This is a genomic window from Streptomyces sp. LX-29 (genome assembly GCF_029541745.1).
In the GTDB taxonomy this organism is placed as follows: domain Bacteria; phylum Actinomycetota; class Actinomycetes; order Streptomycetales; family Streptomycetaceae; genus Streptomyces.
This window is the reverse complement of the sequence record NZ_CP089746.1, coordinates 5,633,396-5,646,930: the sequence shown is the minus strand read 5'-3', so window position 1 is coordinate 5,646,930 and position 13,535 is coordinate 5,633,396. Positions and strand designations below refer to the sequence as shown.

At 72.1% G+C, this 13,535-nt stretch carries 14 protein-coding genes and 3 tRNA genes; 7 read left to right on the top strand and 10 right to left on the bottom strand.

Features of this window, described 5'->3' with window-relative positions; translation table 11 throughout:
* Positions 1–280 precede the first annotated feature (280 nt).
* A complete protein-coding gene (locus tag LRS74_RS23775) occupies positions 281–1,084 on the top strand; it encodes an FkbM family methyltransferase (protein ID WP_277742920.1) in 804 nt (267 codons plus the stop codon).
* Entirely contained in the window at positions 1,068–1,664 is a 597-nt protein-coding gene (locus LRS74_RS23770) for a hypothetical protein (RefSeq protein ID WP_277742919.1), read from the top strand. The genes LRS74_RS23775 and LRS74_RS23770 overlap by 17 nt, the downstream gene beginning before the upstream one ends.
* A 5-nt stretch (positions 1,665–1,669) precedes the next feature.
* Here the strand turns inward: LRS74_RS23770 and LRS74_RS23765 are convergent, their stop codons facing one another.
* The 4 genes from LRS74_RS23765 to LRS74_RS23750 all read right to left on the bottom strand — a co-directional run bounded on the left by LRS74_RS23765 (position 1,670) and on the right by LRS74_RS23750 (position 4,745).
* Positions 1,670–2,098, bottom strand: coding sequence for an OsmC family protein (locus LRS74_RS23765; protein WP_277742918.1), 429 nt, complete (start codon positions 2,096–2,098; stop codon positions 1,670–1,672).
* A 31-nt stretch (positions 2,099–2,129) separates the two neighbouring features.
* The gene (locus LRS74_RS23760) at positions 2,130–2,738 is read right to left on the bottom strand and encodes a histidine phosphatase family protein (protein WP_277742917.1); all 609 of its coding nucleotides are present in this window, start codon (positions 2,736–2,738) and stop codon (positions 2,130–2,132) included.
* The gene (gene trxA, locus LRS74_RS23755) at positions 2,731–3,108 is read right to left on the bottom strand and encodes a thioredoxin (protein ID WP_277742916.1); all 378 of its coding nucleotides are present in this window, start codon (positions 3,106–3,108) and stop codon (positions 2,731–2,733) included. Before trxA ends, LRS74_RS23760 begins: the two co-directional genes overlap by 8 nt.
* A gap of 110 nt (positions 3,109–3,218) precedes the next feature.
* Positions 3,219–4,745, bottom strand: a complete 1,527-nt coding sequence (locus LRS74_RS23750) for a S8 family peptidase (protein ID WP_277742915.1) — start codon at positions 4,743–4,745, stop codon at positions 3,219–3,221.
* Between the two features lie 254 nt (positions 4,746–4,999).
* On the opposite strand from LRS74_RS23750, the gene LRS74_RS23745 reads away from it, so the two are divergent.
* The 3 genes from LRS74_RS23745 (at position 5,000) to LRS74_RS23735 (ending at position 6,244) form a co-directional block, all read left to right on the top strand.
* Entirely contained in the window at positions 5,000–5,263 is a 264-nt protein-coding gene (locus LRS74_RS23745; RefSeq protein WP_277742914.1) for a chaplin, read from the top strand.
* A gap of 248 nt (positions 5,264–5,511) precedes the next feature.
* The gene (locus tag LRS74_RS23740; RefSeq protein WP_277742913.1) at positions 5,512–5,919 is read left to right on the top strand and encodes a chaplin; all 408 of its coding nucleotides are present in this window, start codon (positions 5,512–5,514) and stop codon (positions 5,917–5,919) included.
* A 37-nt stretch (positions 5,920–5,956) separates the two neighbouring features.
* Complete coding sequence (locus tag LRS74_RS23735) at positions 5,957–6,244, top strand: hypothetical protein (protein WP_277742912.1); 288 nt, start codon at positions 5,957–5,959, stop codon at positions 6,242–6,244.
* A gap of 374 nt (positions 6,245–6,618) precedes the next feature.
* Here LRS74_RS23735 and LRS74_RS23730 read toward each other — a convergent pair whose 3' ends face one another.
* The 4 genes from LRS74_RS23730 to LRS74_RS23715 form a co-directional block, all read right to left on the bottom strand.
* Positions 6,619–6,912, bottom strand: a complete 294-nt coding sequence (locus LRS74_RS23730) for a hypothetical protein (protein ID WP_277742911.1) — start codon at positions 6,910–6,912, stop codon at positions 6,619–6,621.
* A 569-nt stretch (positions 6,913–7,481) separates the two neighbouring features.
* A tRNA-Ile gene (locus LRS74_RS23725) sits at positions 7,482–7,558 on the bottom strand.
* A 280-nt stretch (positions 7,559–7,838) separates the two neighbouring features.
* Positions 7,839–7,911 (bottom strand) — tRNA-Asn (locus LRS74_RS23720).
* A 5-nt stretch (positions 7,912–7,916) separates the two neighbouring features.
* Positions 7,917–7,989 (bottom strand) — tRNA-Asn (locus LRS74_RS23715).
* A 198-nt stretch (positions 7,990–8,187) separates the two neighbouring features.
* On the opposite strand from LRS74_RS23715, the gene LRS74_RS23710 reads away from it, so the two are divergent.
* Positions 8,188–8,487, top strand: coding sequence for a YtxH domain-containing protein (locus LRS74_RS23710; protein WP_277742910.1), 300 nt, complete (start codon positions 8,188–8,190; stop codon positions 8,485–8,487).
* 56 nt (positions 8,488–8,543) lie between these two features.
* Entirely contained in the window at positions 8,544–9,986 is a 1,443-nt protein-coding gene (locus LRS74_RS23705; protein WP_277742909.1) for an FGGY family carbohydrate kinase, read from the top strand.
* Between the two features lie 56 nt (positions 9,987–10,042).
* Here LRS74_RS23705 and LRS74_RS23700 read toward each other — a convergent pair whose 3' ends face one another.
* Entirely contained in the window at positions 10,043–11,323 is a 1,281-nt protein-coding gene (locus LRS74_RS23700; RefSeq protein WP_277742908.1) for an RNA polymerase sigma factor, read from the bottom strand.
* 254 nt (positions 11,324–11,577) lie between these two features.
* Positions 11,578–13,491 (bottom strand): DNA primase, encoded by a 1,914-nt coding sequence (dnaG, locus tag LRS74_RS23695; RefSeq protein ID WP_277742907.1) that lies wholly within the window; start codon positions 13,489–13,491, stop codon positions 11,578–11,580.
* Positions 13,492–13,535 lie beyond the last annotated feature (44 nt).

Genomic DNA, 13,535 nt, shown 5'->3' with positions numbered 1-13,535 from the left:
GACTGCGGCTGCGCTATCCGATCGTCGACGGCATCCCGCAGCTGCTCCCGTCCTCCGGGCAGCGGCTGACGGTCGCCGAACACCGGGTGCTGCTGGGCCGGCTGGCGGCGGACTCCCCCGCGTCCCCGGCATCCCCGGCGTCCCCGGCATCCCCGGTGTCTCCCGCCTCCCCCGCCTGCCCCGCCTCCCCTTCCAAGGCCGCCCCCGCCGTCCCCGACACCGCCCCCGCCTCCGACCACGCCCCCGGAAACACCCCGGCAGACGACGGGAGACCCCGGTCATGACGCTCGCCGCCCGGCTCGGCCCGCTGCTGCCGGCCCGGCTCGTCGCCGAGGCCGCCTCCCGCCTCTACCCGCGCTTCGAACCCGAGCTGGCCCGGCTCGCCGACTTCTGCCCGCCGGGCGGCACCGCCGTGGACGTCGGCGGCTGGTACGGGCCGTGGACCCGGCGGCTGGCGCGGCGCGCGGAGCGGGTGGTGGTGATCGAACCGGTGCCGCACCTGGCCCGGGCCCTGGCCGCCACCTCCGCCGCCAACGTCCAGGTGATCCAGGCCGCGGCCGCCGAGGGCCCCGGCCGGGCCACGCTGTGGCTGCCGCCCGGTGGCCGCGGTGACCGGGGCGTGTCCTCCCTGGTGCGCCGCCCGGTGCACGGGGCCGCGTTGGAGGTGGACTGTGTGGCGCTGGACGAGCTGGTGCTGGGCCCCGTGACCCTGCTGAAGGTGGATGTGGACGGCGCCGAGCTGGCCGTGCTGCGCGGAGCGCGACGGCTGCTCGTCCGCCAGCACCCGGCGCTCTTCGTGGAGCTGGAGGCGCGCATCCAGCCGCCCGGGCCGGTGCTGGAGCTCCTGGGCGGGCTCGGCTATCGGGGCTGGGTGCTGCCGGGCCGGGAGTGGGTGGAGCTGTCCCGCTTCGACCTGGCCGGACACCAGGCCCGCAGCTGCCATGTGGCGGAGCACGGGCTGCTGCGCCGCAGCCTGGGGCCGGGCCGCCGGCGGTACGTCAACTCGGTGCTGTTCCTCCCCGGGACGCGGCGGCCGGGGCGCGTGTCGGTGCGCGACGATGGGGGTCATGAACTCCGCGCCTGAGGCGTCCGACGCGCTTCCCGAGCCCTTCCCCTTCATCCTGGTCCTGCTGCGCAGGATGGCCGACCACCACCCGGAGCTGGTCGAGGACGCGCTGCGGGAGCTGGGCTTCAGCCGGGCGCAGATGCGCGAGGCGAACAAGCGGTGGCAGGCGATGCGGCACTCGCCGCGGCGGCGCGGCGCCGCCGCCCGCTACCGCTCCGTGCTGGGGGCGCCCGAGTCGACGTCCCTCCGGAGCGTCGGCGAACTGAGGTGCGAGGCGCTGCGATGGCCGGTGCCGCTCTGGCCCGATCTCCGTTTCGAGGTGCTGGTGGCGCCGGGCGGGGCGGTGTGGAACGAGTGGCTGGTGCGGGTCCCCGGCGCCCCGGGGCCCACGCCCCGTACGGCCGCGGACCTGACTCCGTGGAGCTGCACCGTGGACGAGGTGGCACGGGCCTTCGCGCCGGCACGACCCATGGAGGGCACCGCCCCGACGCGCTGGCGGCTGGCCTTCGAGGCGCCGGAGCGGCCCGGTGGTGAACCCCGCCCACACGTGGCGGAGTTCACCTGGGGGCTGCTCCAGCGGGTGACGCCGGTCGACTGAGTGGATCAGCCGAGCAGCTCCGCCTCCAGGGTGATGGTGGTGCCGGCCAGGGCCTGGCTCACCGGGCAGTTCTTCTTGGCGTCCTCGGCGGCTGCCTGGAAGTCCTCCTCGCTCAGACCCGGAACCCGCGCCTTGACGGTGAGGTGGATGCCGGTGATGCCCTCGCCGGGCTGGAAGGTGACGTCGGCCTTGGTGTCCAGCGACTCCACGGTGTGCCCCTTGCCGGCCAGGCCGTGCGAGAAGGCCATCGAGTAGCAGCTGGAGTGGGCGGCGGCGATCAGCTCCTCGGGGCTGGTCCGGCCGGCCGGCTGCTCGGCGCGGGACGCCCAGGTGACGTCGTAGGTGCCGATGTTCGAGGAGTTCAGGCTGACCTGGCCCTTGCCCTCGAGAAGATTGCCTTCCCAGTGGGTGGCTGCGGTGCGAGTGGTGGCCATGGGCTCGTTGCCTCCTGTGGCTGAGCTGTTGTCAGGACAGGTCAGAGCCTACGTTCCACGCGAGCATCGCGGGGCGCCCGTGCTCGTACCCCAGTCGACCGAGGGTCGCGGTGTCGAGCCGGAACAGCGCCCCGGCGGCCGATTCCAGGCCGAGTCGACGCGCCGTCAGCACCCGCAGCACATGGGCGTGCGCCACCAGCAGCACGTCCCCCTCGGTGGCCTCCGGGGCCAGCGACGGGGCGATGCGGGCCAGCAGCCGGTCGACGCGCGCGCCCACCTGTTCGGCGGACTCCCCCGGGTGGTCGGGGCCGCCGGCCACGACACCGTCGGTCCAGAGCTCCCAGCCGGGCCGGGCGCTCCGGATCTCGGCCGTCGTGATGCCCTCGTACCCTCCGTAGTCCCACTCGTGGAGGTCGGGCTCGGTCCGCGCGTCCTCGATGCCGGCCAGCTCCGCGGTGTGCCGGGCCCGGGCGAGCGGGCTGACCAGCGCGAGGCCGATGGTGCGGGTGGCCAGCAGCGGGCGCAGCGCCCGGGCCTGGTCCTCGCCGCGCCCGGTCAGCGGCAGGTCGGTCCAGCTGGTGTGCCGGCCGGAGCGGCTCCACTCGGTCTCGCCGTGGCGGACCAGGAGCAGCTCACCCACGCGCGCCCGGCTCCCCGGCCTGGGCGACCGAGGCCCGCACCTCGTCCATGTCCAGGGCCCGCGCCTGGCTGATGAGGTCCTCCAGCGCCTGCTCGGGGAGGGCGCCCGGCTGCGCGTACACCGCGATGTCGTCGCGCACGATCATCAGGGTGGGGATGGACTGGATCTGGAAGGTGGCGGCGAGCTCGGGCTGCGCCTCGGTGTCGACCTTCCCGAAGACCAGGTCCTGGTGGCGGGCGGCGGCCTTCTCGTAGACGGGGGCGAAGCGTCGGCAGGGGCCACACCACTCCGCCCAGAAGTCGATCAGGACGAAGTCGCTGCCGGCGACGATCTCGTCGAAGTTGTCCTTGGTGAGTTCCACGGTGCTCATGGTGTGAGGTCCCTGCTTCCGGGTCGGCGGCGGATGCCCCGCCACGGTAACGGTCCGCCGCCGACCGGTATTCCGGCCCCGGCCCTGGAGCCGGTGGCTGGATCGCCCCCTCACAGCCCTCCGGTATAGACCAGCAGGGGTGGCGTCCCGGTGGGCATGCCGAGGTAGCCGCTGGTGTCGATGCCGGTGGTGGCGTTCTCGGTGAGCCAGGAGGACAGCGTCTCGAAGGAGGCGTCTCCCTTGGCCTCCTTGTAGAGCGCGGCGACGCCCGCGACGTGCGGTGCCGCCATGGAGGTCCCCTCCAACTCGCTGAAGCTGCCGTCGAGGAAGGTGGAGCGGATGCCCACCCCCGGGCCGTTGGTGTCGACGCAGGCGCCCCAGTTGCTGAACCACGCCTTGCGGTCGGCCTTGTCGACGGCGGCGACGGTGTACGCGCCGGCCGAGCTCGCCGGGGAGATCCCGCAGGCGTTGATGTCGTCGTTGCCCGCCGCCACGACCGGGAAGACGCCGGTGGCGGCGAGGTTCTCCACCGCCAGGTTCATGGCGCGGGAGAACGGCCCGCCCAGCGAGAGGTTGGCCACCGCGGGCTTCTGGGCGTTGGCGGCCACCCAGTTGATGGCGGCCATGATGATGGAGTTGGAGCTCTCACCTTCGCAGTCGAAGACCCGTACGGAGACCAGCTTCGTCTGCTTGGCCACCCCCGACTCGGTGCCGCCGAGCGTGCCGGCCACGTGGGTGCCGTGCCCGGCGCAGTCGCCGGCGCCCCGGCCGTCGTCGATGAAGGTCTCTCCCGCCACCGCCCGTCCGCCGAAGTCCGGGTGCGCCAGCTCGACGCCACTGTCGATGACGTACGAGGTGACGCCCGCCCCGGTGGCCGTGACGGTGAAGCCGCTGCCACCGGGCTCCCGGCCGTTGATCCTGGTCAGACCCCAGGGGACGTCCGCCGCGTGGCCGGTGACCGTACGGTCCAGGGCACCGGTGTTCGGGCTGTGCGGGGGGAGGTCCGGGCCCGGCCGCCCGACGGGGTCGCTCCCGTCCACCTCTCGGTCGGCCAGCGGCGGTTCCGGCGCGCCGGCCTCGTCCTCACGGACGTCGCCCACGCCGGCATCACCGACATCACCACCATCACCGAGCTCACCGACATCGACGTCGCCGGGCCCCTCCTCGTCGGCGCGCCGGCCCTCGTTGCGGCCCTCGTCACGCCCCTCGTAACGACCCTCGTAGCGGCCCTCGTAACGTTCCGGCCCCCGATAGCCCGCCGGCCCGCTGGCGTTGGCGTCGGGGGGGACGGAGAAGATCGCGTCCTCCTCGACCGCCTCGACCCCGGGCTGTCGGCGCAACATCTCGACCTGCTCGGGGGTGAGCCGCGCCGCGAAGCCCCGGGGCGCGTCGGTGTACGTGTACAGCGGCGTGACGCCGATCAGGCCCGCGACCGCCTCGGGGCTCACCCCGGCGGCCAGGGTCACGATGTACTGCCCGGGGATGGCGTCGTCGCCGGACTGGTGAAGCGGGGCGAGGCCGGACCGCGCCGGGGGGTCGATGTACCGCGGCGAGGTCACCGCGGCGGCCGACAAGGACGTCAGCGGCACCGCGATTATCAGGGCGGCCACGGCCGCGGAGCGCAGGGACATGCGCATGGGCGTCATTCCTTAACTGGGTCACGACCGGATCGCCCTGAAGGGGCGTCAACACGTCCTTGCTATCCGCGCCCATCGCGGTTCGCATGATCTGTTACTCCGACTGGCGGTCCGCGCACGGCCGGCCCCGGCCACCGACCGGATTATCGGGTCGCGAACTCCCGCAAGCCGGCATTCGGGTGACGCGGCGTATCCGCGTACTGCTCCATTCGTTGTTCAGGCCGCCCGAGCGACGATCAGCGAAAGGAAGCATCGTGAAGCGCATTTCCAGGGTTGCGGTCCTGACCATCAGCGCGAGCGCCGTGGCCCTCGGCGGCGCCGGCACCGCGGTGGCCGGCGGCGGCGACGACGGAGGGAACGCCGCCATCGCCAACGGTGGCGCCATCGGCTCGCCCGGCGTGGTGAGCGGAAACAACATCCAGGTCCCGGTCAACATCCCGATCAACCTGTGCGGCAACACCATCGACCTCGTCGGTGCGCTCAACCCGGCGATGGGCAATTTCTGCGCCAACGTCTGACCTCAACGTCTGACGCGCCAGGCGATCCGGAGACCGTGTGACCGGGGAATTCCGTGTCCACGGTCTCCACGCGCGCCATCCCACGCGGTCGATCGATCCACCTTTGACGAAAAGCCGCTGACACAGTACGGCTCGCCTTTGCAGAGCCATCCGAGTGGCGCTCCGCACCTGCCATACGACGAGGTCGTTCTCAGGTCACCAGGAAGTCACCCGGGAAGTCACCACTGAACAGAGAAATGGAGAGCTCCGTGAAGGCACTCTCGAAAGCCGCAGTCCTGACCGTCGCCGCGGGCGTCACCGTCCTCGGCTCGGCCGCCGGCGTCCTCGCCCACGACCACGACAACAACGGCAACGGCAAGGGCCGTGACCACGGCAACCACAACGGTGGTTACGGCGGACACGGCAACCACAACGGCGGACACGGCAACCACCGCGACACCCACGACGAGAAGCACTTCTACCACCACGACAACGGAGGCGAGTACAACGAGTACGGCGGCGCCCACGCCAACGGCCTCGCGGCCGGCTCGCCAGGTGTCGTCAGCGGCAACAACATCCAGGTCCCGATCAACATCCCGATCAACCTGTGCGGCAACACGATCAACGCCGTCGGCTTCTTGAACCCGGCCATGGGCAACATCTGCATCAACCGCTGACCCCTGACCTCTGATCCACCCGAGGAGACCACCCCCCATGCTCAAGAGGGCCATCGCCTGCGCCTCCCTGGCCGCGGCAGCCACCGGACTCGTGCTTCCCTCCGTCGCCATGGCGTCGGACGCCGAAGGCGGCGACTTCAGCTCCAACGTGAACCTGCTGCCGCACCTGTGCGTGGACGCCAAGGACATCAACGTCCTGAACGTGACGCCGATCGAGGTGCTCAACGGCACCGACGGCCAGCAGTGCAACGAGAAGTCGAAGGTCTTCGACAACTCGAAGGACCCCCTCGCCGACCTCCTCGACATCGGCACCGCTCAGAACTGAGCCGCTCGCTTCGCACGCTCCTCCTGGCCCCCCGCGGATCCGCGGGGGGCCAGCCCCGTTGTCCGGCGGCGGGGGTGACGGGGTGCGTCCCGAAAGTCCCGGCCGGCGCTCCGGCGCGCCACGTCGGGACACCGCGGCCGGACGACGCCCCCGGCGACAGGATCACCGGACGGGACGGGCACACGCACGGGCGCGCACGAAGGACCGGCCGACCGGCGGGTCTACCCGTAACGGCACAGCGGCGCCACGGCGACGGCATGGCGACGCGCACCCGGGCGGATCGGGCGGGCGCGGCATGCCGGCGGAGCGCGACGGCGGGCACACTGAAGCGGCCGCCCCGGAGGCTCGGGGCGGCCGCTGCCTGGAAGGCCTGATCAGTTCTGGTAGGCGCCCAGGTCGAGGAGGTCGGAGAGCGGGTCCTTCGAGTTGTCGAAGACCTTCGACTCCTCGTTGCACTGCTGGCCGTCGGTGCCGTTGAGCACCTCGATCGGCGTCACGTTCAGGACGTTGATGTCCTTGGCGTCCACGCACAGGTGCGGCAGCAGGTTGATGTTCTGCGAGTAGTTGCCGCCTTCGGCGTCCGAAGCGATGGCAGCCGGGGCGATGAAGCCCGTGGCTCCGGTCGCGGCGACGGCAAGCGAAGCGCAGGCAAGGGCCTTCTTCAGCATGGGGGTTTTCTCCTCGTATGTTCAACGACGGCCAGCGGACGCCGACACCTGGAGAAACGCGGTGAGACACAGGATGTGACGGCTTTCTTCCGAAGAATTCCCTTCTTTCACTCTCAAGTCGGACAAAAGGCGTCTTATCTGAGTGTGGTGGGATAGATCCAATAGCAACGGCGTAGCAGCCGGGTGACCACCCGCAGGGCCACATAGGTCATCAGCACCCTAGACAGCGGCGCGACGAGCAGGGTGCACGGCACCACGGAGAGCCCCGCCGGACGCGGCGCCAGCCGACCGCTGGCGCAGAGAGTGACCGCGGCGATGGCGAGCGTCGAGGCGACCGCCGTCTTCCAGCGCGCCGGCCGGCTGGACGGCACCGCCGCCGGGGTGGTCGCGAGGATCCCGGCCGGTGAAGCGCAGCAGCAGATGCCAGGGCTCGCCCGGTCCCGCGGGGCGCGGCAGCCCCGTCCCCCGAACGCCGCTCCCGCTACGCGGCGGGGCGTGGGACAGCCGGGCCGACCCGGCGGGGTGACGTGATCACGAAGCTGGTCAGATCGTTTCTTCCCAGCGAGCTTTGGTGGGGCGGGTGGGACTCGAACCCACGGCCGACGGATTATGAGTCCGCTGCTCTAACCGGCTGAGCTACCGCCCCGTAGCGGCGTGTCGCGCACATCTGTGCGCGCCGTCTGCCGCAGCATAGCCGCTCATACGATCTGTTGCCCCGGGGGGCCGCCGTAAGCGGCACTGCCAACCTAGAGGACTGCGATCACCGACGTTCGGTTCCCGGTGGATCGGGAAAAATCCCGAGGCCGAAATCCGGGCGTGAAACCGGCCGGGTTCCGGGCCGGCACCGGTCTGAAACCGGCCCGGCAGTCCTCGCCCGCGCGGGCCCGAACATGAAAAAGGACCCCCGAAGGGGTCCTCTTCCGCTGCTCCCCCGACTGGACTCGAACCAGTAACCCTCCGGTTAACAGCCGAATGCTCTGCCAATTGAGCTACAGGGGACCGAGCTCCCCCGACTGGACTCGAACCAGTAACCTGCCGGTTAACAGCCGGCTGCTCTGCCAATTGAGCTACAGGGGATTGCTCCGTGTGCCTCGATCACGCCCCCACCCGGTCCAACCGGACGGCGCGCGCTCGCTGCGAGACATACATTAGCGCAAGCAGGGGGGTGCTCCGCCAATCGGTATCCCCGAGGTGGCCTGCGCGTGTCCGACGGATGATCTCCGGCGGCCGAGGGTAGGCGGGTACGGGGCCAGGTCCAACGGGAAGGGCAGTGGGATGCGCTACCGGCTGACGTTCATCACCGGAGTGGCCGTCGGGTACGTGCTCGGCACGCGCGCCGGCCGCGAGCGGTACGAGCAGCTGCGCAAGACCGCGCAGCGGGTCGCCCGGAATCCGGCGGTGCGCAACACCGCCGAAGCCACCGCGCTCGGCGGGCGCAAGGCCGCCTCCAAGGCGTTCGACACGGTCAGCGCCAGGGTCGGGGACCGGCTCCCGGACTCCATGGCGAGCCGGGTCCGCTCGCTGCGCGAGGACCGGGCCCCGGAGGACGACGACTGGGGCACCAGCAACACCTGACGCCCCACGCCGATACAGGACGCCCGCAGTGCGGCGATAGGGCATCATCTGGGGCTATGGGGATAGTCGCCGGTCTGGACAGCTCGTCGGAGAGCACTCGCATCGTCGTCTGCGACACGGACACGGGTGCCGTACTCAAGCAGGGGTACGCGCCGCACCCGGCCGGCGGCAGCGATGTGGACCCGCAGGCGTGGCTGCTCTCCCTCGGTGAGGCCGCCGAGGGCGGTCTGCTGGAGGGCGTGCAGGCCATCGGCGTCTCCGCGCAGCAGCAGGGGCTGCTGGCGCTGGACGCCGGCGGGGTGTTGGTGCGCCCCGCGATGGCCGGGAACGACAAGCGGGCGCAGGCCGCCGCCGCCGACCTGATCGACGCGCTCGGCGGGCGCTCCGCCTGGGCGCAGGCCGTCGGCCTGGTGCCGCACTCCGGCCTGGCCGTGGCGAAGCTGCGCTGGCTGGCCCGCTCCGAGCCGGAGTCGGCGCGCCGGGTGGCCGAGCTGCTCCAGCCGCACGACTGGCTGGTGTGGCAGCTGCTGGGCCGCCCGGTGCGGCGCACCACCGACCGCGGCGCCGCCTCCGGCACCGGCTTCTGGTCGGCGGCCACCGGCGGCTACCGCCCCGACCTGGTGGAGCTGGCCCTGGGCCACCAGGTGCGGCTTCCCGACGTCATCGGCCCCTGCGAGCCCGCCGGCCACACGCCCGAGGGGCTGCTGATCTCCGCCGGCACCGGCGAGACGATGGCGGCGGCCTTCGGACTGGGCGTCGGCATCGGCGACGCGGTGATCTCCCTCGGCGCCTCCGGCTCCGTCTTCGCCGTCCACCACGAGGCGCTCGCCGACCCCACCGGCACCATCACCTCCTACGCGGACGCCACCGGCATGCACCTGCCGGTGGTGCACACCCTCAACGCGGTGCGGGCGCTGCGCGGCACCGCGGAGCTGCTCGGCTGCGACCTGGAGGGCCTCTCCGAGCTCGCCCTCGCCTCCTCCCCCGGCTCCTACGGCCTGGTCCTCCTCCCCTATCTGGAGGGCGAGCGCACCCCGCACCTCCCGCACACCGCCGGCACGCTGGCCGGCCTGCGGCGCGAGAGCATGAAGCGGGAGCACCTGGCGCGGGCCGCCTTCGAGGGCATGCTGTGCGGGCTCGCGGACGCGCTGGACGTGCTGCGCGGGCGTGGTGTGGAGGTGCGCCGCGTCTTCCTCCTCGGCCCGGCCGCCGACCTGCCCGCCGTCCGGGCGATCGCCCCCGCCCTCCTCGGCGCCCAGATCGTCGTCCCCCAGCCTGCCGACTACGCCGCCCTGGGAGCCGCCCGCCAGGCCGCCTGGGCCCTCGGCGTCCACCACGGCACCCTCTCCCCGCGCCAGCCGCCGATGTGGCCCGCGGCGGCCAGCCAGGTCTTCGAGCCGGGCGAGGAGCTCGCCGTCGGCCAGGCCGTCCGCCAGCAGTACGTCGCCGTCCGCGAACAGACCCACCCGGGCGCCTTCGACCCGGCGCGCACGGTCTAGGACGGCGGACCGGGGCGCCGCGTCGTCCCGCTCCACCACCGCCCCGCACCGGGCGGTCAGTCCAGATATCCGCGCAGCTGGTCCGCGAACGCGTGCTCGCGCAGCTTGTTGAGGGTCTTCGACTCGATCTGGCGGATCCGCTCCCGCGTGACGCCGAAGATGCGGCCGATCTCCTCCAGGGTGCGGGGGCGGCCGTCGGCCAGGCCGTAGCGGAGCTGGACGACCTTGCGTTCGCGCTCGCCGAGGGTGGAGAGGACGGCCTCCAGGTGCTCCTTGAGCAGCAGGAAGGCCGCGGACTCGACCGGGGAGGCGGCGTCGCCGTCCTCGATCAGGTCACCGAGGGCGACATCGTCCTCCTCGCCGACGGGGGCGTGCAGTGAGACCGGCTCCTGAGCAAGCCGCAGCACCTCGCTGACCCGCTCGGGGGGCAGGTCGAGGTGGGCGGCGACCTCCTCGGGCGGGGGCTCGTAGCCCCGCTCCTGGAGCATCCGGCGCTGCACCCGCACCACGCGGTTGATCAGCTCGACGACGTGCACCGGGACCCGGATCGTCCGGGCCTGGTCGGCCAGGGCGCGCGACATGGCCTGGCGGATCCACCAGGTGGCGTAGGTGGAGAACTTGTACCCGCGGGCGTAGTCGAACTTCTCCACGGCTCGTATCAGGCCGAGGTTGCCCTCCTGGACCAGGTCCAGCATGGTCAGCCCGCGGCCGACGTAGCGCTTGGCGACGGAGACGACCAGCCGCAGGTTGGCCTCGATCAGGCGGCGCTTGGCCATCCGGCCCAGCACCACGAGCTTGTCGAGGTCGAGCGCGAGCTGGGTGTCCAGGTCCGGGGCGTTGCCCAGCTTCTCCTCGGCGAACAGCCCGGCCTCCACCCGGCGCGCCAGCTCCACCTCCTCGGCCGCGGAGAGCAGCGGGATGCGGCCGATCTCGCGCAAGTACTGGCGGAAGAGGTCCGAGGAGGGGCTACCGGTGTCCGCCCGTACGGCGGCGGGCTCGGGGGCCTCAGGCGGGGGCGGGGGCTCGCCCGGGTCCGCCTCGGGATGGAGCGGGGGCATGCCCTGCGACGGCACGACGGTGTCCGCGGCGCCACCGCCGGTGGCGAGGGCCGCGACATGGGCGGGGATCTCGGTGGTGACGTCCGTCGTCGTCACGTCGGTGAGGGTCTGGGTCTGCACGAGGGCGACCTCCAGGGTGATCGCGCTTGAGACGACAGGGCGATCGGGCGCGGCTGCGGCGGCCGCGCCGCCATCCGTCCCGTACATCGTGAGCGGATCTGCGGGGGCTTCCGGTCCTTCCCGACCGCCGACACCGCCGCGTTCCGAAGACTCAGGCACCGCTCCCCAGTGTGGAGTACGACACAGGCCCGCCACGAGGGGCGTGCGGGCACTTTTTGCCGAGCGGGCGGTGACCGACCGATGACCCCTTGCCGTCCGGCGGGAAGGTCGGGGCGAGTCGGGCGCCGTTTGTGGGTGCGGGTGCGGTGTCGCCCCGGCTTCGCCGGGCTCGTCCTCAGACGCCGGACGGGCTGGTCTCGGCCTGGGCTCGTGGCCGAGTACCGGCAGGCTCGATCGGGACGGGCTGGAATCGGCTACAGCGCCGCAGAGCCTCGTTCGCGGAGGGAGCGAGCGTACTGCTGGAGGACCCATGCCTCTTTGTGGACGTCGGCGGCACCCTCGTGGTCGCCCTGGGCCTCGCAGCGGCGGGCGGCACCCTCCAGATCGGCGATCCGGGCATCCACCGCCGCGATGCGAACACGCACCAGTTGCTCGCCCGCGTAGGCCACGTCGGGGTCACGGCGGGTACGCAGGGACTCGACGGTGAGTTCGGTGATCATCGTGCGGACGGAGTCGTCGGCAGCGGCTTCGAGAACGCGGGCGGTGTATCCGGCATCGGCCGCACTCACGCCGCCCGCGTCCTGGATGCATTGACGAACCGCGGCGTAGGGCGGCGCCGTGAACTCGTCGACGCCATACGCGTCGAAGGCGGGGGCGACCAGGTCGGGGCGCTGAAGGGCGAGCTTGAGCAGCTCGCGCTCGACCAGGCGTGAGGGGCTGCGGAGGTTGAGTGCCGGACCGCGAGGCACCGGAGGGGCAGCGGTCGTCGGCGCCCCCCTGCCGGCCGCGGCGCGCGTCTCGGTGCGTGCGGGGCCCTGCGGTGCCCGCCCAGCACGACTGCGGGCCAGGCCCCGTACGCGACGGATGATCGACTGCTCCTCGGCCTGGCTGGTGATGCCCACCATGCCGACCAGCCGAATGGCATAGCGGTCCCGCAGGCTGGTGTCCTTGATCGCAGCTACGACGGTCACAGCCTCGTCGACAGCCGCGATGCGTCCTTCCTCGGTGTCGAGGTTGTAGCGCGAGACGATCGAGCGCAGGGCGAAGGCGAACAGGGGGGTACGGGACTCCACCAGGCCGGCGACGGCCGCGTCGCCCTCGGCCAGGCGCAGCTCGCACGGATCCATGCCGCCGGGCGTGATCGCGATGGAGGTCTCGGCGGCGAACTTCTGGTCGTCCTCGAACGCGCGCAGCGCGGCCTTCTGGCCGGCCGCGTCGCCGTCGAAGGTGAAGACGACCTCGGAGCCGGAGTTGTCCATCAGGAGGCGGCGCAGGATCTTGATGTGGCCCTCGCCGAAGGAGGTGCCGCAGGTGGCGATGGCGGTCGTGACACCGGCGAGATGGCAGGCCATGACGTCGGTGTAGCCCTCGACGACCACGGCCCGGTTGGTCTTGGCGATCTCCTTCTTCGAGAGGTCGATGCCGTAGAGGACCTGGGACTTGCGGTAGAGGGGGGTCTCGGGGGTGTTGAGGTACTTGGGGCCGTTGTCGTCCTCGCGCAGCTTGCGGGCGCCGAAGCCGACGACCTCGCCCGCGATGTCGCGGATCGGCCACATCAGGCGGCCGCGGAAGCGGTCGATGGGGCCGCGGCGGCCCTCCTGGGAGAGGCCGGAGAGAGTCAGCTCCTTGTCGCTGAAGCCGCGGCCGCGCAGGTAGCGGGTGAGGTGGTCCCAGCCGGCCGGGCTGTAGCCGACGCCGAAGTGCTGGGCGGCGGCCTGGTCGAAGCCGCGCTCGGCGAGGAACTTGCGGCCGATCTCCGCCTCGGGGCTGTCCAGCTGCTCGACGTAGAACTGCGCGGCGATCCTGTGGGCCTCCACCAGGCGGGTGCGCTCGCCCTGCTGGCGGCCCGGGGTGTAGCCGCCCTCCTCGTACCGCAGGGTGATGCCGGCCTGGGAGGCGAGGCGCTCGATGGTCTCGGCGAAGGACAGGTGGTCGACCTTCATGATGAAGTCGACGGTGTCCCCGCCCTCCTGGCAGCCGAAGCAGTGGTACAGGCCCTTGGCGGGGCTGACGTGGAAGGACGGGGACTTCTCGTCGTGGAAGGGGCACAGGCCCTTCAGGTTGCCGCCGCCGGCGTTGCGGAGCTGGAGGTACTCGGACACGACGGCGTCGATCGGGATCGCCTCCCGTACGGCCCTCACGTCGTCATCGTTGATCCTGCCTGCCACGGGGTGAATTCTACGGTGGGCCGGTGACAGCCGGATCCCGCGCG